The sequence below is a fragment of the uncultured Paraglaciecola sp. genome (assembly GCF_913058035.1).
Classification (GTDB): Bacteria; Pseudomonadota; Gammaproteobacteria; order Enterobacterales; family Alteromonadaceae; genus Paraglaciecola.
This window is the reverse complement of sequence record NZ_CAJXPA010000035.1, coordinates 1-22,752: the sequence shown is the minus strand read 5'-3', so window position 1 is coordinate 22,752 and position 22,752 is coordinate 1. Positions and strand designations below refer to the sequence as shown.

The following is a 22,752-nucleotide window of genomic DNA, read 5'->3' as shown; positions in this document are numbered from 1 at the left end:
ATCTCTATTCCTATTGAATTAAGTTTGAAGGTAGTGAATAAACGACGATAAGCAGATGCTAACGTTGTATATTAAAATCAGGCGTTTACCTATCAATGTATCAGCTGTGCAGTCAAACCTTTACGGATATGCCAAGGACAGATATGTGTGGGGTAGAAACGCGAATTTTGGGGCAGTTAATCACTGTGTGAATGACTAAGAGTAAGCCTTGCGGCATCGTCAAGCGCGGCGGCCGCTTTCTAGTAACAAAGCGGATAGCATGTTCATGATGGTTGGCAATATAAAACCCCAGGAGGGTGTTATTATTTGCACCAGCGCCTGCACAAAAGAAGAGTTAGCGCAGCAAGTCAATGCCGACCCGTTCGTAGCAAAAAAAAGCGGTGATGGCACAGATGAGTAAAATCAAAGCCAATCAAAGCAAAAAGCAATATGTTTTTCTTTTTAACAAATATGTGAAATTTAACCATGTTAGAAATCTATATCGCCGAGGATGGCAAAGCTCGATGTGCTTGGTGTCAGGCAACGCCTCAATATGTTGCGTATCACGAAAACGAGTGGGGCTACCCCGTTACAGATGATCAGCGACTATTCGAAAAAATCTGTTTAGAAGGTTTTCAATCTGGCCTGAGTTGGCTCACTATTTTGGTAAAACGCGATAATTTCAGAGCCGCTTTTGCTCATTTCGATTTTAACCTTGTGGCGAAGTTCACCGACGACGATGTTGAGCGTTTAGTGCTAGACGCAGGCATAGTGCGCCATCGCGGTAAAATCACTGCCACTATAAATAACGCTAAACGGGCGCAAGAAGTAATAACAGAGTGTGGTTCATTAGCCCATTATTTTTGGCGATTTGAGCCAAAGCGTGATGAGGCTATTGCCTCAGAATTTATGGCGACATGTGAAGAATCCGTCGCTTTATCTAAAGACTTAAAAAAACGCGGTTGGAAATTTGTTGGCCCCACTACTATGTATGCTTTTATGCAAGCAATGGGTATGGTGAATGATCATGCTCAAAGTTGCGCCTTTAGAGTAAAGGCGATGGAACTAAGGGCGAGGTTGGTTCGTCCTTAGACTGAGAAATGGTACTTAAGTGGCAGCCTTTGATTTAGCCTCATTCAAAAGATAAAGAGAACGCTTCGCGCCATCGTCGTGATGGTTTTTGACTCGAATCCTTTCAAGCTAGTGACTCTTTTTTCAACGTCAAAAATATAATAAACAGAAAAATGTCCCTCACTACTAACGTTTTTAACCATACAAAAAAGCTCAGTTTATGGGCCCTAACCGCGTTGTAGCTACAAATTCGTTCTCTCCAGCTTCCACTCAAATGACTTACCCGCGCGGCGTCCGCTAGCATTTGCCTTTAAAATAAGCCTTGTGAGCTAAAACTTTCAATGCAGGAAAATCAGTGGCGAGGCCAACTAAGGTCAACCTTGCAGATCCTATAATTTTAGGGGCGTCTATGTATGTCTTATTAATTCAGTGGGTAAGCCCTGGTGATCAATCTAGAACGTTTGATTTGCCTCATGGGATTGCCGCACACAATAATCGTGTTTACTTAGCCGATAGGGGAAATACCAGACCTAAATTTTTTGACCGCCAAGAAGTCTATATTTCATAATGGAAAGCGAATTGATAGACCTTGTGGCGCAGGGGTATCTAATGAAGCAAAAATCTTTATTATCGATAGACAGATTTGGTCATGACATCGCTGTAGGGGACGGTGGAGTTGTTGATGCATGGGCGCGCAGTGTTAAAAATGCACAACATAAAATAATAATATCGAAAATTAAATAAATAAAGTTACGGAGATAACATTAATGACTACAAACACGATTCAAAGGATAACAATCAGGTCCAAAAAAGTCTTTATCCTCATGATTTTACTAGCATTTAATCAAAAAGTATTTGCTAATGATTACAACTTTACTGCCGCTAAAAGCATATTAAATGGCTACGTGAACACTGATAAAATTGCTGGCGGAGTTATTCTGGTCATGAAAGACGGCAAAGAGATATTACATTTTGCTTCAGGTATGCAAGATATTGAGGCAAATAAAGCCATGCAAGTTGATAGTATTTTTCGCATCGCTTCTCAAACGAAAGCATTAACCTCTGCTGGGGTGATGATACTAAAAGATCGAGGTTTGTTAAAAGTGACCGATCGGGTATCCAAATATATTCCTTCTTTTAAAAAAACAACAGTACTTATAATTAATGAAGATAAGTCTCACTCGATAGTTCCTGCACAAAGAGAAATAACTATTCATGATCTGCTGACTCATTCTTCTGGCATAAGCTATGGTGCTGGGCCCATTGAAAAGCGGTGGAAGTCGATAGGGCTTTATGGTTGGTATTTTGCTGATAAAAACCAAAGTATAGCTGAAGCTTTAGCCCCAATTACGACACTACCGCAAAAAGGACAACCCGGTACAGACTTTATCTATGGTCATAGTGCTGATCTACTGGGCGTTATAATTGAAATAGTGTCTAATAAAAGTCTTAAAGACTTTTTTGAGGATGAAATTACACATCCGTTAGGGATGAAGGACACGCATTTCTATCTACCTCCAAGTAAGAAAAACCGCCTTGCGGCCGTGTATAACGAAACTGATACGGTTATTAAACGAGCTGTAGATGCCGATAAAGCGAGTAATTTAATGACAAGCCAAGGACATTATGTCGATGGTCCCAGAAAAGCTTATTCTGGTGGTGGTGGATTAATTTCAACTGCTCGCGACTATTCAAGGTTTTTATCGATGCTACTGAACAAAGGCACCTTAAGTGGTACTAAAATTTTATCTCAAGCTTCGGTTGAAGAGATGATCAGTAACCAAACCCCTGACATTGATATGCCAGCGTATCTCGAAGGTTATAGTTTTGGTTACGGTTTTGCGTTAACAATGGGTAAAGACGGTGATTTAAAAGGCAAAACAATCCGATACGAGTGGGGTGGTGCCTACCATTCGAAATATTATGTGCGGCCTGAGGACGGAGTCATAGTCGTTTATCTTACACAGCTAAGACCGAACAAAAAAATAAAAGATTGGGATGAGATTGATGCGGTAATTAGCATTGCTCTTGGGATAAAAAATTGAGTGTTAATATAGACTGATAACATGGCAATATCTTTAAAACCGATTATCTTAATAGCCGACTAGGGCACATCGGAAATTAACAAGCCACTTGTGATAATGACCAGCCAAAAGCATAGTTTTCGGATTTATTGCGATGTCTCTGCAATACATTTCCATCCGTTTTCGGTGGAAGCATGAGCCGCTGCGTTTTGTTTCCAATAATTAACAAAACATCCATCGTAAGTTGCTGTTAATTTCGTTTAATGTCGCTTTGCCGTTGTTAAAAGCAAGAGCGTTTTGTGCAAAACTCAAGACGCGACCTCTTATGCTTTCTTGATTTTAGTGATCCTAAATTCAGAGGGTCTGCCAGCAAGTGTCAGCGCTAGGTTCTATGGTAACCCTTGAATTGAGTGAGAAAGCCCCAAATTCTTCTGTTGAAACATGAATAGTGCAATTGTGCTTGAGCGACTTAAATATTGGTGGCATTCACCTTCGCTATAAATATAACTGACTAAATATGACAGGATGATAAAATGATTGCAGATCAAAAAGTAGTATCTTTGAACTACACAGTGAAAGACACCGAAGGCCAAGTGGTTGATAGCTCAGAAGGGGCTGCACCACTGGTATACTTGCATGGGCAAGGCGACGTTATACCCGGTTTAGAAGCTGCACTTTTGGGTAAAGCCCCTGGCGAAGAGTTTGATGTAACCGTCGAACCAGCTGATGCCTACGGTGAATACCATGAAGAAATGGTACAAGTTGTGCCTCGCACAGTCTTTGAAGGCGTTGAAAACATTGAAACAGGCATGGTTTTTACTGCCCAAGCACAAAACGGTCCGGTTCAATTGACGGTCGCTAAAATTGACGGTGATGATATCACCGTCGATCCTAATCATCCGTTATCAGGTAAAACCCTGCATTTTTCAGGCTCGGTAATTGAAGTCAGAGAAGCGACTGAAGAAGAACTCACCCATGGCCATGTTCATGGTGAAGGCGGCCATCAACACGAAGAAGAACAAGTAGCAAAATAAGTAAATAAGAATGGTCTGAAGAAAGTTTCATTCTGGAAAAAAAGGGGAGTGAATAGTAAAAAAATCACTCCCCCTTTTAATTTTATTCTAAAACGCACTGAAAATTCTAAAACCCTGGGGATTACAGGGAGCAAAAATGATTATCCTTTGTGTTTATTCAAACATACTGGTTAATTTTACATTCCTGATAATACCAAATCGCTTTGTGGCTTACATTGGCAGGCTAAGGTAAATCCTGCAGTTTGTTCGTCTGCGGTGATACCGGGGATTGTATCGGAAATATCGCTAGTTTGACCGCTGTCTATCTTGAATTTGCAGGTGCCACATGTGCCACTCCCACAAGCGTGAGGCAGCATCACACCATTCGCTTTTGCCACTTCAAGTACAGTTTGATTTGATGCGACATTCAGTACGTGTTTATGGCCATCTTTCAAGGTGATGCCTATTTTGTGCAATGCACCTTGTGGGTGTGTAATAGTGGGGATAAATTGCTCTATATGCACTCGCTCGTTTGCAATCGAGTTTGCTGTTAATGCATTGAGTGCCTCGTTTTTTAAACCTTCTGGCCCACAGACATAAAATTCCGTTGCATGTGACTGAGTTTTGTCGGCATTTTCACCAAGCATCGGCAACAGTGCCTCCAACAATGCACTATTTAGCCTACCTACTGTAGCCAACTTGTGCGAAACCAGGTCTTTGACCACGTAAGCAACTGTCAAACGCTCAGGATTGGCACAGCGCAAAGTTTCAATTACATCGAAGAACATAATGTTGTCAGCGCTTCGAGCCGCATACACCAGATGTATAGGCATATCATCGTTTTGCTGCAAAGATGATAATAAAATAGAGAGCATTGGCGTAATGCCACTGCCTCCGGCTATCAATACCAGCGCTTGAATGTTGCGAGGGGTGATGGGTGGGTAAACAAAGTCGCCAAATGGCCCCTGTATGATGAGTTCATTGCCCACTTGTAAATCATTGTTTATGTAAGTAGAAACCAATCCGTTGTAGGTTCCCCTTACTGCAATTTTCAGCAGCGTGTTGTGCGGGCTTGAACATAAAGAATAACAACGAGTATGCTGCTCACCAGCCAACCACTTGCTGATGGTGATGTATTGTCCCGCTCGAAATATTAGATTTTCAGCAACAGGCAGCGCAAAACTAACGGCGACTGAATCCTCAGTTAGGGCTTCAATGTCTACCACTTTCAGCAACATGTTAACCGACCTTCCTCCGTTTTGTAGGTTATGAGCATTGGCTGATTTCATAAAACTAGGACTACGGTCGGAAGTCATGTATTCGATGGGCGCACCGTGGGCTTTTAAATCGGGAAGAATTTTGTAGAACACTGTTTGATAGGTGTACCAAGGAAGCCGCGGATACATGTGATGGATCAAATGGTAGTTTTGCCCGAGTAACAAGATGTTGAGTATCTTGCTCGGGTAAATACGGGTGTTGTGATAGCGGCCTTGTGACTTATGGGGGTGATGTGGCACATAGTCAAAAAATATCACCAAAAGGAAAGTCGTGATCACAGTAGGTATGAGGGCAAAGGTGAATACTTCGCTTGTATAACCATGAAAGGCCAATACCGCTAAACTACCCAATACCAGCAGCAGGTAAAGCGCTGAACTGATGTAAGTATCACGAAAAATCTTAATATGACGCAAGGTTGTCAAGGCCATAATCAGGTACTTAAGCGGCATATAATAGGTATTCAGCAAGATCTGATACCATTTAGTACCGAAACTAAAGTGATCTGGGTCGCGCTCGGGATCATTGGTAAAAGCATGGTGCCGATCGTGTATTGTTTTAAACAAACGATATGGCGAAACCAGGAGGGGAATAGATGCTACCCAACCAATAGCATTTTCTAAGGGTTTTAGGGCAGAGCCCATTTTAAAAATATTACCGTGGCCGGCGTCGTGTTGAATGGTAAAACTGGCAAAACACAAATACGTACATATTATTGAAGCAAAAGGATAAGAAATTAAGCCTGCCAATGTGCTGCTAACCACTAAAATGTAACCACAGACTATCATTAACAAAAGGGCTAAGGTCCCCCAAGCTATATTAGGTATAGAGCCTTGCCACAATGCTGTGTAGTTCTTAGTTACTTTTTGCATAACACATCCCTCTTAAGTGTGAGGAACCAGTGTAAATGCAGATTTAGACATTTCTGCTTTCTGTAAATGACATTATTATTATCATTAAATGACATTATGTTGTTTAATTAGGCGATGTTACCTACTCCTCAGTCCAACAAAGCCTATGTGCTGATCGCCAAAAGCCTTCACTTTGCGCCTGCAGATAAATTACTTGAAGGCACAAGTCTTTCTGAGTCTTCGCTGCTAAAGCAAGAAACCATAGACGTGGCCGATGCGATTAAAATCGTGCACAACCTCAATTCGTATAGCTATACACCAAACTGGCCCACTATTTTGGGTAAACATCTTGGCATAGTCACTCATGGTCCTGTGGGTTACGCCACTATCAGCGCGCCCTCAGTTGGTAAGGCACTGGCAACCTTTGTAAAGTGGTATCAAATTCGCTCAAATACCTATTCAGTATCTATCATCGAAAACGATGAAAACAAAGAAAACGAAGAAAGCGATGAATGCGTCGAAATTACCATATTTGATACAACAGGCGATCAAGGCTTTCAAGAATTTTTCTTCGAAGCACTGATGAGGGCATTTGAGAACTTGATTGAACTATTGATTGGCCATCCCCCTAAGGGAGAAACCAAGCTTTATTTCAAAACACTCGCTAGCAATCGAAAGCATTTAATGGAAGCAGAATTTGCTTCACAACTCTGTTTTGCCAGCCCTCAAAACAAACTTGTTGTGCCCAAAAAATTATGGTTTAGCCCCTCTCCTTTATATGACAAAGACTCCTATGAATTTAATCTACGTAAATGCCAACAACTACTAGAGGAGCTTGATATTCAAGGTCGAATCGATTTAATGATCCGTAAAATCATTCGTCAACACTTTGAACGGGCCATTATTTCAAAAGCCAGCGAGTCTATGCCGCCTAGCCTAGCAGAGCTTTGTGAAGTACTGCATTTAACCGAACGTACCTTGATCCGCAGACTGAAAGAATTAGACACCGCCTACAAAAAAATACTTGAAGCAGAACGACGAAAGTTTGCGGTGCAATTATTGGCAGATGCCAAATACACTGTATTCAATGTGGCGGACATTTTGGGTTACCGAGAGTCAGCAAATTTCTGCCGTGCCTTCAAAGTTTGGTTTAAGCAAAGTCCAACGGCATACCGCAGAAATCCTTTAAGCTTGGAATAATTTGCAAAAACCAGCAGCACATATATGCAAAAACCACCCATTGACCAACAATAGTGCGGGAATTGTTATGCGTTGTATAAATGGGATCAGCTCCAAATTAACAAGGTTTATCTTCTTACGCCATCCGACTGGCCTGCCAGTGCTCCCACCCTTCTCCCTCATACCTTTTTCCTGTAAGGGCTTCAACCTCTTCAACAAGTCGTTTATATAAAAGAGTAATAGGCTTTCATATCACCATCACCAGCAAAGATCGCTTGCCGGTTTTTACACCATTTGGTAACATATCTTGGTATACCTGCAAGTGAAACTCTTAACCTTATTGGCGCAAGCATGACTGAGTTGATGAGTTTCAATTTTAATTTGGATCTACCCCCTTTTCTTCCAATTAAATTTAGCCTTTAATTTGGACCCACCCCTTTTATAGTTCAAAATCCAGTACAATCCGCAACAGAGTATTTCAACGTTTACAGAGTCAAGAACAGTCATCTTCAGTGCCCTTGAAGAACAGTCTGGTGTTGTTATATTTGTTGGCAATTAATCAATGAGATTATTAAATCAAAGAATAGAATCGAAGAACTAAATGGAAGTAATCAATGCCTACAGAAACACGCAGCTTTTTAATCACTAAGTCCGATCGTGACCTTAAGGATAAAACGGGCAAGGTTTTTTCAGTGCCTACAGGTTGGAAAAATTTACCTGCCGGAGATGCCTCGGTTACACGCAAGGTGAAATCCCTAGGGCCGACTTGGACAGTCCAGGAAAAAAAAGGCCGCAAGGCATTTTCTCACGGCGTTTGGGCTGCAAAAGAACAGATTGAAGAAGCGGTAACACTTGTCGAAGCTCAGCGAGCCGATCCCAAACATCAAAAAAAATTAGCCCAAGTCAAAGTTCGCCGCGATGAAAAGGAAACAGTCTTCGGCGAAGACTTTCAACAAGCGATCATTCAATTTCTCAACTTTGACCAAAAATATCACCATTTGGTTGAGCAATTGTCAAAGCGGGTAAAAGAACACGCGGTGCCCGTTGGTAGCGGCACAGTAGCGCGTAGCTCATCGGTAACCTTGAATGATAAGGCGGCTTTGGCAGTAATGGCTTGGATGCGACATCAAACCAGTGCTTATGATACAACATCTGTTCCGCGTGTTAAGGGCGCAAGGCGCGAACTAAGGCGTCAGATAGCGCGTCAGTCCGAACGAATTTTAGCAAAGTACCGCAGTGGAGATGATGTTGATTTTAAGGTTTGCCTACTTTATAAGGCTTTGCAAACAAAATAAAAACGTTTCAAATTATAGTAAATTATAGAAATACCCATCGTAATAAGCCCGAAAACTATTTTTTGGACTGCTCGTTATTGTGGCTGTCTGGTTAATTCGTTAATGGCTCTAATGATTGAGTTAAATTGCGATGGGCGCCATGTTAAATCGCGCTCATTTATAAGACTGAGTAGCGTATTAAATCAGGAATACCAATATTAAGCGCATCTAAGGCAGTTTGTGGCAATAATACACTGCCATCAGTTTCAATCTCTAAACAGCATATGCAGGCACGATAGGACTCAATATTACCGGCACAAACCAAATATTCTTGATCACCTTGAGGCGCCATGATGCCACCTACTCTGGCTTTGTGACTATCTTTGACTGTCTTTAGTTCATCGATATGAGCGTCTACGCTGGGGGCACCATCAAAAATGTCCACTTGACCATTATTTCTAAAGCCTTCCTTTTCAAGCATCGCCAATGCTGGCTTGCCTTGATCGTTTGGCCGTCCAATCACCGCTCTTGCATCCATTGGTAATAAATTGACGTAAATAGGGTGTTTTGGCATTAAATCAGCAATAAATTGATTGCCATTAAGTGCACCATAAAGATCAGCCTCAGAGTAACTCATATCAAAAAAGTGGCGTCCTAGTGCTTCCCAAAAAGGTGAACGCCCATTTTCGTCAAAATATCCTCGTAAGTCAGCCATAACTTTATCAGGAAACCTATTTCTAAATTCGGCCATAAACAGATAGCGACTGCGTGCTAGTAGTTTGCCGTTGCCATTTTTGCGATAAGCATCAGTGAGATATAAAGTGGCCACTTCGGCAAACCCCTCAAAGTGATTGGTGAGGTGTAAGGTTTCTACGGTCACTTTCTTGTTTATTTGTCGACTGTACTGGGTTTGCTTATTGAGCTTATAAGAATAAAACTGATCATCAATACCTAACTTAGCGATGATACTTGCTGTACCCACTAATTTCTCCGTATCAGTGTCTTCCATGACTAACAAGTAGACTTCACTGCCAGGATCTTTAATTGTTCTGGTGATGCTTTTTGATGAAATTAATATTTTACGTTCTAAAGCTTTTCTGTCTGGTGGCAGTGTTGTCATTCCTGGGGAGGCTGCCAACGCAATTTCCATAAGATGATCTATATCTGTAATCTCTACTGGCCTAACAATTATCATAAAACGCCTTGTTCAACGTGAGTGAAAGTACTCTTATTTTTTGTGGGGAGCAGGTGGATACCTACAATCATGTATCTTATAAGTCCACCAGCCAATTCAATTGTCCCGATGCCTAATGGCAACAATACTGCAATTTTACAACGTTGGCGATTTGCCCTTGGTTTAGTGCGCTAAAGATGCCACAAAATAACGACCCAATTATAAAGGCATACATCGTAATAAACCCGAAAACTATTTTTTGGGTTTCTCGTCATCATATATGTCTTGTTAATTGTTACAAAGACGTGATTAAAGAAAGTTTAGACACTGCCGTTACAAAGTTCTGGCTCCATTTGCACTAGATGCACAAAAATAGGCTTAGTATTTAACCGCATCTTGCTTACAGATTGTGCCAAAGAGTGTAATTTTAGGGATCAACATGATTGAAAAAAGAAAACATCAACGATTTGAGCCCAAAGGTGTACTTGCCAACATCACCATATATCAAACTTCACCGCTTGAAAAAATTTTACTGCAAGGTGTGGTCGTCGACATGAGCTACTCTGGGATCAAAATAAAGCTCTTCTCTGCCATTCCCACTGACATTGGTGAAAGTAAAATGGAGATCCACTTAACCTTGCCCACATCGGCTTTGCCTATCGCCATCAAAGGTGTGATACGCCATGTCAACCCTCGGTCTGAAATGGGCTTTAAGTTTGCAGAAGATCAAGCAAAACAAGAGATTGATGATCTTTTTTTTGAATGTGTAAAGACGACCACTGTAGCTTCGCGGGCGCTAGCTAGGCACTGAACTTTGGCCTGTCGACTACAGTAAAAGAATCATGGTCAATTTAAAGCTTTGATCTCATTTTGTTATTGCGCCAATCGACTTGCCTGCCTTGTTTTCTCTCAAGAACCCGTCCCTGTGAGACTCACAATATTAGCAAAAAAGTATTCGTTACCTAGCGCTAACTTCTTGCTCGTCGCTTGGCGAGTATCTTCCAACAATCTACCTTCTATCTGTTGTACAAACAAACCGCGATACGCTAACTGACGCTTCTTTTCATTAATTCCAAGTCGAGTGTAAAGAAAATGAGGTATTAACAAACCATTCTTTTTATCATGGGCATTTCATTGGTAGCTTGACCAAAAGTAAACGGCTTGCTCATCCTCCTTGGGTGCCTTCACGGGCTTCAACTTTATATATCGATAAACTGACATAAGGTAGGTTTCTTCTTGCACCAAATAGGGTTTAAACCGCCCTTCCTACAATGTACCTGTTCAGTTATAACGATGATTAAAATAAGACACATATATTCGACCAAGGGACTGCACCATTTGCGAAATTTCGCTGGCACTGTTTGGAGTAAACAAAATGTACATGATTGGTCATTAACAGCCACGCATGTGCACTAATTTTATATATTTTTTGAATACGTTTTAAGCCAGTCAACATAAGCTTGCATATCCTGTTCACATGCAGATATCACATGACGACTATACCCTCGCTGAATTAATTATTCAGGCACGCCAACACCGGAAGCTCATTACTTTCTGGCTATTAACATAATCTATCTTTTAGTTATAAAAATAGGTTGTGTTATTTAAATGGAATATGAGCTCTTTTATTCTTAATGAAATTCACTGCGGTAGGGTTAATACTCTAAAAAGTCTTGTTAAAATGATTGTAAGAGTAAACTTATAGTCAAGCTTGTTGAATAATAACTTACTTGACATGAGTCGTTACTGAGTCCGCAATAAGACTTCAACTTAATCTGCAGTATAAGGATATTTTTAATGCGTTCTACTTCTATCGATGTGCTTCGTGGGATCGCCATTTTGGGTATTCTCTTTATGAATATTCCCTTTCACGCCAATATTTATCTGGGTTATGTGCCATTTGATCCTATGTTGATGTCAGATAAATTGATGACTTTGTTTTACAGTATTTTTGCTGATGGTCGGTTTAGAACGTTGTTTTGTATTCTGTTCGGCGCTGGGATCGCAATTCAATACGATTCGTGTAAACGCAGAGGTATGGATACCACTATATTTTTAAAGTCTCGACTGAACTGGTTGTTGTTGTTTGGATTTTTCCACGGCGTGTTGATTTTTGGTGGCGATATTCTGATGTTATACAGCGTGGTCGGTTTTGTATTAATCAAAGGTCTATCCCATGACCCAGACGTTTTGCTGCAAAAAGCTCGTAAATTTTTGGTGATTGGTAGCGCATTAATTTTACTGTTTGCCATTTTACTCGTGGCCTTTGCCGATCCAACTGAGTTGATTGTAAGAGGATCTGAGCAATATTTAGAAGATATTGAAACCTGGCAGAGTAATTATGGATTTCAGACTTTGATCAACGCAGGATTTTCGATTGGCTTATTGATCATGTCGCCTTTATGTATTTTTTGGCAGACGTTAGGCCTGATGTACTTGGGAGTATATCTCTACCGAACAGATTTTTTTACACAAGGCTTTTCGTCTTCGACTTTTACTAAAATTGTTATTTCTAGCATCATTAGTACACTTTTGTTGATTGCTCCTCAGTTATTGATTGATAACCTCAGTGCTGAAGTGATCCCGTTGCTTTCGAGTATATCAGCAATTTTTGTAGGATTAGTTTACGCACATGTCATTGTGAAGCTGTGTCAAACCAGCGGCAGATTTTCACAACTATTGGCCAATACCGGTAAAATGGCCTTTAGTCTATATATTTTACAGTCTGTGGTGATGGCCATCTTACTGCGTGGGATTGTGCCTAATTTTGAGTTGACGGCCACTCATATTGACTATTTTTTAATTGCCTTGAGTTTTACGGTAATCCAAATTTTGATTGCCAATCTTTATTTGTTCAAATATGAGCAAGGCCCTTTAGAAAAAAATTGGCGAAAACTGTATAGCAGAAGTGTTGATAAAAAATTAAGGGAGCTAGAAAAAACACCAGACAATAATGTGTCTAGTCAGTAAAGGTATTTGGCTAAGGGGTAAAATGACTTTTTTGATCTGTATTTCGATGCTTTAGGCATAGCCAATGCCTTGTTGAATGCCGTAACAAATCATAAAGACACCCATCGTAATAAACCCGAAACTATTTTTTGGGATTGCTCGCTTTCATGGGTGTCTTGTTAATTCGTGTGTATCTATTAAACTTATTTTTTGAGTCGACGTGATGCTAAACCCATTAAACCTAATCCTAGGATAGCGAGAGTTGATGGCTCCGGCACCAAACTCACATTATCTATAATTGCGCCACCAAGGTCAGCAGTTCCAGTGGAAGTGAAGAAAATGGATGCCTCAACATCAGTTTTTGGAGAGAAAAACAAACTTATAACTGTTGATTTAACGTTTAAATCTTCTAGGAAACTTTCTAAGTTACCAATTTCGCCAGAAGCAAGAATACCGTCGTCATTTCGAAACCCATACAATATCCCATTATCATATAGATGTTGATTGTTACCCAATAAAAACGAAAGTACATAGGAACCGTTAGCTAAAAAAATAAATGTTTCAGATGTCTCAATACCACCAAGAGTCGAAGGATAGCCGTTTAAATCTACTGCATACCCGTCCCAACCTGGAATATTCCAAAGCTCGACATTGCCTTGAGTTACATTCCAGGCGCCCAAAGAATCATGAAATTGTTTATTATCACCCGTACCAAAATCATCTTGGTAAATAAGCCCAGCACTTGCTTGTCCAACAAATAAACTGCAAAAAGCTAATACAGCTAAAATATTTTTCATATTATATATTTCCTTTAATCCCGTCAAAACAATCACTGAAGATAATTCTTAAAATGACAAGTCGTCATTACACAAAGAAATGCACTTATCATGCCAAAAAAGTTACCTATATTAAACAATGAGTTATAAAATAAAATATTCCCATCCTTAACAATATGTAAAAATAACTGACATAAAAACAGAGGAAACTTTAAAAATAACTGACGGCGTGGCCTATTAAATTATAAAGACACCCATCGTAATAACCCCAAAACTATTTTTTGGGGTTGCTCGCTTTCATGGATGTTTTGTTGATTTTTTACTTCTTGACACAACAGTCTCTTGTTATGTTTATTTTAATTAGACAATGACTTAATAGCTTCAGAGACTGTTAAAAAATGAATTTTAGTGAGGCAAAGTGAAGCTTTATTAAATTCATGAGCACGTATTAAATTAGAAACTTCATACGTTGACAACATTCGGTTTACTGTAATTAACCCAAGTGCGTCTGAAATGTACTCTATTAAATAACAGTGACCTAGTGAGTCGATAACATAATCATCGTCACTAAAGATAAATTCACAACATTCCAAGTTGAAATCTCGTAATGAATTTAAGTAAATAAGCTCACCATCGCCATCAAGTTTTAGCATGCATGGCCAAGAAATCATAACAGTTACCTCGATAAAAATTACGCTTCGCATAAACAGCGGAGCAAGTTGGGCGTTTATTTTGCGCTGTTTGTTTTTGCAAAAAAATCGACCCACTTGTGGAGTCAGGTTTAATCCGTTTACCTCAGCATGTACCTCAGAGTCTGGTCTTGTATTTTGCAAAAAATTCAAGACCAGATCGTGCGAGAAAGCAGTGGCGAAGCCACCAGAGATTGAAATTAGTGAGTTATCATAGCTTCAACCAAGAATCTTCGATACATCACCGCTAGTTAGGTCATTGCAGCCATTTACTTGCTCTGCCAACAATAATCGAGCAATACTATTACGGCCTCGTTCAGTCGCCATGAGCTGATGAATGAATGCTTTACTTGATAGATACAGCTGATTGCGCAACGGACCAGCCCAATCTTCATCTGTCGCTCTAAATAACTTACCTTTAGGCATGCTATATTTTGTACGTGGTACCTTACTTTCAGTATTAGAGGTGTTTGCAGTAAGTACTTGTGCCAAACCTTCATTTAGCCATCTTGCCATGCTGCCAAATAACGCTCGATTTATCGCATGCACCGATTCGTGAATGCTAGTGCGTAAACCTGCATCCTCGTCAGTAACCAGAATAACCATTTCATTTGCAGCATGCCGATAAAAACCAGATCGTGATAGATCTTTAGGTGCCACAAGCTTTTTGTAACGATCAAACTCAGCTTGTTGTTTATAGAACCGAAATTTTAATCTTACTTCGCGAACGGTGGTGACATCCAGCACTTGTGCATATTCTTCTGTTAAACGCTCTAAGCGTTGACTCAGTTCATTCTGAAAACCAACGCTCATCGGCTTACCCATAAACCTTACTATAAATTGCGATGCGGGGTAAGTTCCTAAAATAGATACTGGTGATGTATAATCAAAGTCTGGAGCTTTATCGGAGATGTGTCGCGTTCCTACATGATCAGTCCAAGTATAAAATGACTTTTCGTTTTTTTTTGAACCAAAACGTCTCTTAGCACATGAACTACTTATGGACGGCACTTCCCTATGAAGTGGTGTGGCTATATTTACTTTGCTAGCAACAACTTTGTCGATAGATGCAACACTAAGGCTTATTGAAGTGAGATCATCATCTAGGGCAGCCAGTTCTTCAGTTTCACTGTTATTTGCAATAAATCGGTGGAATCCTTTTTCAAAATAAATAATCAACTGTTGTGCCCGAAATGGCAAAGTAAAAGTACCATCCATGTATTTGTAAACGACAAACGTATTTAGACAGAAAACCGCAAAATCACTAACCCCTTAATTGATTTGCTCAAACGAACGACTTCCTTATTGCATAAAGGTCGACACTAACAAAATAAGAGTAGTTAAATTACCTTTATTGTTATTAAAAATACCTGACAAGTAGTTTTTTTAATACGCAAAAAATAGCAACCTTGAGGCCAGTGTAAATTATAAAGACTCCCTAATCGAGCTATCAGATAGATGTATTAGGTAAGGTTTCAAATCTATACACACCACATTGTTTATTCACCGCGTTAGGTATCAATGATACTGAGCGCCATGCCACCTGGCGTCATTTATTTACAAGTCATGTCGAGGTGATATTGTTAAAAGAGATGAGAGCCGCCACTCAGTCAGGTATGGCCTTAGGTAATGTTAGATTTAAAAGCGAACTGACATCACTAACAGGTAGACGCTTACATACATTGCCGCCTGGCAGGAAACTTGGATGGCGAAAGAGTTAATTTAACTTTGTTCTGAACACGATAATTTAAGTATTTAGTCGTGATAGCAAGCTAAATCTCTTTAGAGGCTCACAACTAGACTGTTAAGTTGAGGTGTAAAGACGTTTAAAATCTGTACCTAAGCCCTTTTATCCGACCATCGATACCAATCAACTTAAACTAAGCAAAGCCTCAAATGCATCAATCGGCACCGGCCTACCGAACAAATAGCCTTGAAATTGCAAACAATCATTGTTCATAAGTAGTTGTCTTTGACCCTCGGTCTCAACCCCTTCAGCAATCACCTCCAAATTCAAACTATGCGCCATGGCGATAATCGTACTTACGATGGTGAGGTCGCTTTCGTCGACAACAATTTCGCGCACAAACGACTGATCTATTTTCAATTGAGATAAAGGCAGTTTTTTTAGATATTGCAGTGATGAGTAGCCGGTACCAAAGTCATCTAATGAGAACCGAACACCTATTTTGCTTAGTGCATTCATTTTATTAATAATGCTCTCAATATCCTTGACCAACATACTCTCCGTCAGTTCTAGCTTGAGTTTCGTTGGGTCAACTCCGTGATGCTGTATCGCTTCCTGTACTTGTGTCACAAAGTTTGCTTGATGGAGTTGTTTGGCGCTAACGTTCAACGACAGTATGAGGTGTTTGTGATGTGCATTTTTCTGCCAGATGGCCAGTTGAGCGCAAGCCGTCTCTAACACCCATTGTCCAATGGGTAAAATCAGTCCTGTTTCTTCTGCTAACGGAATGAATTGTAGAGGTGAAATCATATTGCGTTTAGGATGTATCCATCGGATTAAGGCTTCTGCTCCCAATGGATGACCCGAGCTATCTACCTGTATTTGGTAATAAAGCTGAAACTGTTGTTGCTCTATAGCTTGACGTAACTCACGTTCCATATTAACGCGATTGGCGATGATCTCTTGCATTTTTGGGTCGTAGAAACGTATGATATTACGTCCATCCGTTTTTGCTTGATACATAGCAATATCAGCTCGCTTGATGATGTTATCTGACCCTGTTTCATGAGCACTAAATAGCGTGGCCCCTATACTCACGGTGCTGCGATGCTCATACGTACCCAGTTGATAAGGTAGGTTAAGTGCGTTCAGTAATTTTTCAGCGATCGTTTCGGTTTGCGCTGCCGCTTCAATGGGCTGTTCACTTAAGTCTTCTAGTAAAACGACAAATTCATCACCACCTAAACGTGCTACGGTATCAGCATCTCCTAAGCAGTTGCTAAGACGACTTGCCACCTGTTGTAGCAGAACATCACCCATGTCATGTCCCAGTGTGTCATTGAGAGATTTAAATTGGTCAAGATCTAAAAACAGTACAGCGCCGCTTCTGCTTCCGGTAGCCAAGGTTTGTTTAAGTTTAGCCATCAACATGCGACGATTAGGCAGGTGTGTCAATGTGTCATAGAACACCAGATTCTTAATTTCATCCGAAGCGGCTTTGCTCTTGGTAATATCGGTCAACGTGGCCACATAATTAGTAACTATACCCTTAATATCTTTCACTGCCGTGATGCTTAGATGCTGTGGATATGTTTCACGATTTTTACGCATACCCATAGTTTCACCTACCCACATGCCGGTGTTATTGATAATCTCCCACTTTTTGGTGTAGAAAGCTTCATCATGAAAACCTGACCTAAGCAGCTCAATTTTTTGGCCTATAGCATCTTCAGCTGCGTAGTTTGTAATTTCAGTAAAGGCTTTATTAATGCGTCGGATCACGGCATTGGCATCAGTGATAAACATGCCTTCTTGAGACTCGAAAATGGTGGCAGTTAACGCCAGATCTGCATCGCGTGCCGCGGCAAAAACGCCTGCAACCTCACCCTTTGCATTGTAGTACACACTGGCGTTATAGATTACGTCGGTGACCTTGCCTGATACATGACGTATCGCTAGCGGATAATCTGCGACATAGCCTTCTGAGAATACTTGCTCGTAGCCATTACGGGCTTCTGCAGGATCAGTGAAGTAGTTAGCAAAGTCACTGCCAATTAGGCTGGCACGATTTGCACCCGTCATTTTCTCAGTCGCGGTGTTCACGTCAGTAACCTTACCTACGGCATTGATGGTGACCAATGGATCCAAGCTGGCTTCAATTAAGCTACGAGAATATTGCGAGGCGGCTTGGGTCGCTTCTTCTGCTCGTTTACGCTCAGTCACATCGCGTGCCGCAGCATAAACTCCCTGCACATTCCCTTCGAGGTCTTTGTATACACTGGCGTTATAGAGTACGTCGGTGACCTTACCCGATATATGACGTATCGCTAGTGGATAGTCTATGACATAGCCATCTGAGAATACTTGTTCGTAACCGTTACGGGCTTCTTCAGGATCGGTGAAGTAGTTAGCAAAGTCACTGCCAATCAGGCTGGCACGCTCTACTCCCGTCACCTTCTCAGTCGCGGTGTTTACGTCAGTAATCTTACCTTCGGCACTGATGGCGACCAATGGATCTAAGCTGGCTTCAATCAGGCTACGAGAATATTGCGAAGCGGCTTGAGTCGCTTCTTCTGCTCGTTTACGCTCAGTCACATCGCGTGCCGCGGCAAAAACTCCCTGCACATCGCCTTCGAGGTCTTTGTATACACTGGCGTTATAGAGTACGTCGGTGACCTTACCTGATACATGACGTATCGCTAGCGGATAGTCTGTGACATAGCCTTGCGATAATACTTGTTCGTAACCGTTACGGGCTTCTTCAGGATCGGTTAAGTAGTTAGTAAAGTCACTGCCAATCAGGCTGGCACGCTTTACACCCGTCACTTTCTCAGTCGCGGTATTCACGTCACTAATCTTACCTTCGGCATTGATGGTGACCAATGGATCTAGGCTGGCTTCAATCAGGCTACGAGAATATTGCGAAGCGGCTTGGATCGCTTCTTCTGCTCGTTTACGCTCAGTGACGTCAGATAGCGTAATGAGTAAGCTCGTCTTGTCATCGACACCATTGCTTTTAGATTCTAAAAGAACATGGGAAATCGAATTGTCGGCACGCTGCACTTTAAGCTCGCAATGCAAAAATCCACCTATTTTAAACGCAAGCATAATACGTAGATGCAAGCGGTCGCGGTCTTCGCGGCTGATATATTGGGATAAGGGACGACCAACCAATTTCTGCCGAGGTTCACACAGCAACTCTGCACCAGACAGATTCGCTGCGATGATTACCCCTTTATGGCTTACTGTGAGATAACTAACTGCGGAGAATTCATACAAATCTGCATAACGTTGTTTGACATTTTCTAATTCAGCATGTGTACGTTGTAGCTCTTCGTTCTGCATCTCCAATGTAATTTGGTGTTCTTGGAGTTCGTGCAGAAGTTCATCTTTGGCGGACAATACTACTGACTTGAATGGCGATTGGTTTGTGCTGGCCTCAGCATCTTTTAGCAGCGGGTTTATCTTTTTGGGATGCTTTATAATTGTCATTTTTAGATACACATCCTTTCCACATTTAGAGCTAAACCACTTTAAGGGAATTCTCTGTGATTTTATTGTAAGCAGTTAAGGACCTACGCGTGCAACAATAACACAAAGTAACTACATAATAAGCACATAAACACCACGTAAACACCACAAAATAACAGCAAAAACGGAAACCTCTGGGGTCAGCTCCATTGAAAATAAAAATCAGATGAGGAATTGAATCACCATATTTAAGCGACAATTCCTGTACCCGATTAAACGCAACAATTAAACAAGATACACTAGTTAAAAATAATTCACCTACAGAGTGAGCTACATAAGACCTTGCACAAAATACCCTTGGATTGAATACCGGTAAGACGTCACACCATCAAGCGAAAAATTATAAAGACACCCATCGTAGTAACCCCAAAAACTGTTTTGGAGTTGCTCGCTAACATGCGTGTCTTGTTAATTCATCATAGAGCAAAATCAGAGCACGTCATTTAATCAACTACAATAATGGATGTCATGATCGCTTTGATTTTTTCTACAACCGCAAAATACCATCATTCTTGCTTTCCTCCGGGTCGTTATATTTTCATAATACTCACTACAATCGACTGCAAGACCATACTAAATAAGCAGTTCGAATTATAAAAACACCCGTCGTAATAAAACCGAAAACTATTGTTTGGGGCTGCTCGTCATCATATATGTCTTGTTAATTCTTATTGATAATTCGTTCCACAGTTCTTTAGTTTTCGACGAACCTGACCCCGCAGGTTAATTATTTTGAGCTACAGCTAAATCAAAATTATCAATAACTGTCTGCTCAACGTCAATTTCAATTGGCCGTCTATTCGGTGACCCTAATATTGATGTTTCCAAGATATGAAGAATGATACTCAACCACATCTCCAGGCTGAAGATAATGACCAGAGTTAAGTTCATTGCTGATGAAGGTCTGTTTGACCGACTCAATCAATGTGTTGTTCGACAAGGGACCACCAGCTGCTAAATAGTGAACGACTCCCTCGATCAAATCCCGCCGCGTTGGCGGTGTAAAAATAACACCTTCAGCAGTACCAGACATCAATGTCATATTGCTATCAATTCGTTTGTGAGGTGCCAAATAGTGGAATTCATCCGCGTAGAGAAATCTCTGCTGTGACATATCCGCAAGCGATTTTTCAGCCAGTTGCCTGAAGTCCAAAGTCATCTCACCGCCTCTTGCATCTTGGCGGGCCTGTTGATTGACACTTGTGGTCATCCGTAAATTGGAAACGAAGCTAGCCAAATCTTTTGGAACCACGATAAAAGGTCCGGTCGGAAAGAAATCAGGCCCACTTTTTGAGTCACTGAAACCATGCCCTGAATCAAGATTGTCCGGGTCAACAAGTTCAACCAATGCATTTCGATTGGTGAAGTCACCACAAAGAAATAGACCTTTTACGGCCGTATCAAAATCCATTACTGTCTCAATGTCACGGTCGAAGCGGATGCAAAGCTCAACTTCATAGTCTAGCAATACACCGGGCTTAGCCGCTACTTCAGTTCGTGCAGCCGTCGCCTTTCCAAATTTTGGAAAGTTAAAAACAGATTGACTACCTGCTTCCTCTGCATGCTCGGGAAAGTTGGTTCCTGTTCCGAGATGGCTGGAGCCAAGGGTACCAGATGGTAACAGATCCGATATTTCGACTTTAATTGCTGGAAAATCATCCACATTAGCTGCATTCAATTGAACAGTACTAATTGAGGCAAAAGCAAGAAGAGGGTTGTCATTGGGTGATCCGCCCAACTCAGCGAGGTTGATCCCAGTAATTGTTTCCCCTGAATAATCGATAACCTGAACTGTCACAGTTCGACCATCTTCATCGATAAACTGAGCCAATGTCGTTGCATGCTCGAAAGGCGCAAGGCCTTCGACCAAAGGTGTTTTTTCAAAACTAGCCTGATTGAGTTTTGGGTCTGACGAGGTTAGCCAAGCCACTACAATTACGGTAATGAGTACAAGCCCAAACATGCCAAGGTAGCGGCTCATTCGCTTAATCATATTGATCTCCTGGCATATCAGACTCAAAAACTTGTTTGCCAACTAGGATCTTATTAATCTTTTTCATTTAATTTTTAATTCCAGAGTTGTTTGCGATAGGTTTGTTGTGCCACGACTGCGGTCCCGATCACCACGTTTATTAAGAGAACCGGACTCGCTACAGACATAAGCATGAGAATGGTAGGTCTGAAAACAGCACCCAGTCTAACAGACGATCGATAGTCAAAAGTTCGGGGGTTTGAAGATTGGGTCTTGTATTTTGTGCAAAACTCAAGACCTTACCCCGCGGGTTGATGTAGAGCGTTCGCTCGCTTAGCGGCTTGGTATGGTCAAGCAGTCTAGACTGGCATCGCCTAACTCGGTGCCACCATCGACGGTCAAAATTGACCCGTTTACATATTTACCTAAATCCGAACCGAGATAGATTGCTGCATCGGCGATATCTTTTAGAACGCCGATCCGACGGGATGGAACTTTGCCAATCATGGCGTCACGAATTGGCCCTTTAGGTGCTAGCCGATCTGCGCCTTCGGTTCCGTCAATTGCCCCCGGGGAAATACCATTGACGCGCAAACCTGCAGGACCCCATTCCAAAGCCAAACATTTGACCAACATGTTGATACCGGCTTTAGCCGCGCACACATGCGCTTGAAACGGCATGGGGTTGATTGCTTGCGGTGCAGTAATTGCGATTAATGATGCATCCTTATTCACGTAGTTGAAACCCAGATGAAATACATTATAAGTACCGATTAGGTCGATATCGATTACTGTCTTGAAACCTTTTGGATTAATAGCGACTGCAGGTGCAGGAAAATTACCGGCTGCGCCAGAGATTAAAATATCAATCTTGCCTAGCTGGTCCACACTCGATTGCAGCGCCGCTTGTACCTGCTCTGGGTCGCGCACATCAGCCGACAAGGCGATTGCCTTGCCACCGACCTCAGTCATGATCTCAACGGCCGCTGCCTTCGCTTTCTCAAGGTTTCTGCCTAATACCGCTACGCTGGCGCCAACCGCTACCAAGCCTTTGGCGATACCTAAGTTAATACCGCTAGTGCCGCCTGCGATAAAGGCAACTTTACCTGCGAGTGTGTTTTGTTGGTACATACTGGTTTACTCCGTTGTCTGGTAGGTTTTTAACTGGGTAAATCTATTGATGGGTTTTAGTAGCCACATTTTAATTGCATTAGTGTTTTTAACAATGACGCTTGTTGTTGATTAAACAGGCATAAATCAGCGATATTCATCTGTTTGCGTCTATATATGGGTTTAAATCAATAATAG

General features: G+C 41.3%; 19 protein-coding genes. 10 read left to right on the top strand and 9 right to left on the bottom strand.

Annotation, left to right across the window (positions count from 1 at the left end; all coding sequences use genetic code 11):
* Window positions 1-208 precede the first annotated feature (208 nt).
* From QZ562_RS06750 to QZ562_RS06725, 6 genes are all read left to right on the top strand, one after another.
* The gene (locus tag QZ562_RS06750; protein WP_293758616.1) at window positions 209-400 is read left to right on the top strand and encodes a hypothetical protein; all 192 of its coding nucleotides are present in this window, start codon (window positions 209-211) and stop codon (window positions 398-400) included.
* Between the two features lie 65 nt (window positions 401-465).
* On the top strand, window positions 466-1,071 hold the full coding sequence (locus QZ562_RS06745) for a DNA-3-methyladenine glycosylase I (protein ID WP_293758613.1): 606 nt from the start codon (window positions 466-468) through the stop codon (window positions 1,069-1,071).
* Window positions 1,072-1,405: 334 nt separating this feature from the next.
* Complete coding sequence (locus tag QZ562_RS06740; protein ID WP_293758610.1) at window positions 1,406-1,618, top strand: hypothetical protein; 213 nt, start codon at window positions 1,406-1,408, stop codon at window positions 1,616-1,618.
* A gap of 41 nt (window positions 1,619-1,659) precedes the next feature.
* Window positions 1,660-1,794, top strand: a complete 135-nt coding sequence (locus QZ562_RS06735) for a hypothetical protein (protein ID WP_293758607.1) — start codon at window positions 1,660-1,662, stop codon at window positions 1,792-1,794.
* A gap of 80 nt (window positions 1,795-1,874) precedes the next feature.
* The gene (locus QZ562_RS06730; RefSeq protein WP_293758600.1) at window positions 1,875-3,095 is read left to right on the top strand and encodes a serine hydrolase domain-containing protein; all 1,221 of its coding nucleotides are present in this window, start codon (window positions 1,875-1,877) and stop codon (window positions 3,093-3,095) included.
* A gap of 512 nt (window positions 3,096-3,607) precedes the next feature.
* Window positions 3,608-4,108, top strand: a complete 501-nt coding sequence (locus QZ562_RS06725; RefSeq protein ID WP_293758589.1) for a peptidylprolyl isomerase — start codon at window positions 3,608-3,610, stop codon at window positions 4,106-4,108.
* Between the two features lie 176 nt (window positions 4,109-4,284).
* On the opposite strand, the gene QZ562_RS06720 is transcribed toward QZ562_RS06725, so the two are convergent.
* A complete protein-coding gene (locus QZ562_RS06720) occupies window positions 4,285-6,234 on the bottom strand; it encodes a fatty acid desaturase (RefSeq protein WP_293758586.1) in 1,950 nt (649 codons plus the stop codon).
* A gap of 114 nt (window positions 6,235-6,348) precedes the next feature.
* Here QZ562_RS06720 and QZ562_RS06715 point away from each other — a divergent pair, with 114 nt between their 5' ends.
* Together QZ562_RS06715 and QZ562_RS06710 are read left to right on the top strand one after the other, a co-directional pair.
* Window positions 6,349-7,413 (top strand): AraC family transcriptional regulator, encoded by a 1,065-nt coding sequence (locus tag QZ562_RS06715; protein ID WP_293758584.1) that lies wholly within the window; start codon window positions 6,349-6,351, stop codon window positions 7,411-7,413.
* 593 nt (window positions 7,414-8,006) lie between these two features.
* The gene (locus QZ562_RS06710) at window positions 8,007-8,687 is read left to right on the top strand and encodes a DUF2293 domain-containing protein (RefSeq protein ID WP_293758581.1); all 681 of its coding nucleotides are present in this window, start codon (window positions 8,007-8,009) and stop codon (window positions 8,685-8,687) included.
* A 157-nt stretch (window positions 8,688-8,844) separates the two neighbouring features.
* Here QZ562_RS06710 and QZ562_RS06705 read toward each other — a convergent pair whose 3' ends face one another.
* Window positions 8,845-9,861 carry an arginine N-succinyltransferase gene (locus tag QZ562_RS06705; protein ID WP_293758578.1) on the bottom strand — a complete coding sequence of 339 codons (1,017 nt, stop codon included), beginning with the start codon at window positions 9,859-9,861 and terminating at the stop codon, window positions 8,845-8,847.
* 418 nt (window positions 9,862-10,279) lie between these two features.
* Here QZ562_RS06705 and QZ562_RS06700 point away from each other — a divergent pair, with 418 nt between their 5' ends.
* Entirely contained in the window at window positions 10,280-10,651 is a 372-nt protein-coding gene (locus QZ562_RS06700) for a PilZ domain-containing protein (RefSeq protein WP_293758575.1), read from the top strand.
* A 98-nt stretch (window positions 10,652-10,749) separates the two neighbouring features.
* Here the strand turns inward: QZ562_RS06700 and QZ562_RS06695 are convergent, their stop codons facing one another.
* Window positions 10,750-10,947: a hypothetical protein gene (locus QZ562_RS06695; protein WP_293758572.1), complete on the bottom strand. Its 198-nt coding sequence runs from the start codon at window positions 10,945-10,947 to the stop codon at window positions 10,750-10,752.
* 690 nt (window positions 10,948-11,637) lie between these two features.
* Here QZ562_RS06695 and QZ562_RS06690 point away from each other — a divergent pair.
* Window positions 11,638-12,810, top strand: coding sequence for a DUF418 domain-containing protein (locus QZ562_RS06690; RefSeq protein WP_293758569.1), 1,173 nt, complete (start codon window positions 11,638-11,640; stop codon window positions 12,808-12,810).
* 182 nt (window positions 12,811-12,992) lie between these two features.
* Here the strand turns inward: QZ562_RS06690 and QZ562_RS06685 are convergent, their stop codons facing one another.
* The 6 genes from QZ562_RS06685 to QZ562_RS06660 all read right to left on the bottom strand — a co-directional run bounded on the left by QZ562_RS06685 (window position 12,993) and on the right by QZ562_RS06660 (window position 22,575).
* Window positions 12,993-13,586: a PEP-CTERM sorting domain-containing protein gene (locus QZ562_RS06685; RefSeq protein WP_293758567.1), complete on the bottom strand. Its 594-nt coding sequence runs from the start codon at window positions 13,584-13,586 to the stop codon at window positions 12,993-12,995.
* Between the two features lie 335 nt (window positions 13,587-13,921).
* On the bottom strand, window positions 13,922-14,398 hold the full coding sequence (locus QZ562_RS06680; protein WP_293758564.1) for a DUF4144 domain-containing protein: 477 nt from the start codon (window positions 14,396-14,398) through the stop codon (window positions 13,922-13,924).
* A gap of 75 nt (window positions 14,399-14,473) precedes the next feature.
* A complete protein-coding gene (locus QZ562_RS06675; RefSeq protein ID WP_293758561.1) occupies window positions 14,474-15,433 on the bottom strand; it encodes a hypothetical protein in 960 nt (319 codons plus the stop codon).
* Window positions 15,434-16,124: 691 nt separating this feature from the next.
* Window positions 16,125-19,433 carry a bifunctional diguanylate cyclase/phosphodiesterase gene (locus QZ562_RS06670; RefSeq protein WP_293758555.1) on the bottom strand — a complete coding sequence of 1,103 codons (3,309 nt, stop codon included), beginning with the start codon at window positions 19,431-19,433 and terminating at the stop codon, window positions 16,125-16,127.
* Window positions 19,434-20,268: 835 nt separating this feature from the next.
* A complete protein-coding gene (locus QZ562_RS06665) occupies window positions 20,269-21,465 on the bottom strand; it encodes a fumarylacetoacetate hydrolase family protein (RefSeq protein WP_293758509.1) in 1,197 nt (398 codons plus the stop codon).
* A 312-nt stretch (window positions 21,466-21,777) separates the two neighbouring features.
* The gene (locus tag QZ562_RS06660; RefSeq protein ID WP_293758507.1) at window positions 21,778-22,575 is read right to left on the bottom strand and encodes an SDR family oxidoreductase; all 798 of its coding nucleotides are present in this window, start codon (window positions 22,573-22,575) and stop codon (window positions 21,778-21,780) included.
* Between the last annotated feature and the right edge of the window lie 177 nt (window positions 22,576-22,752).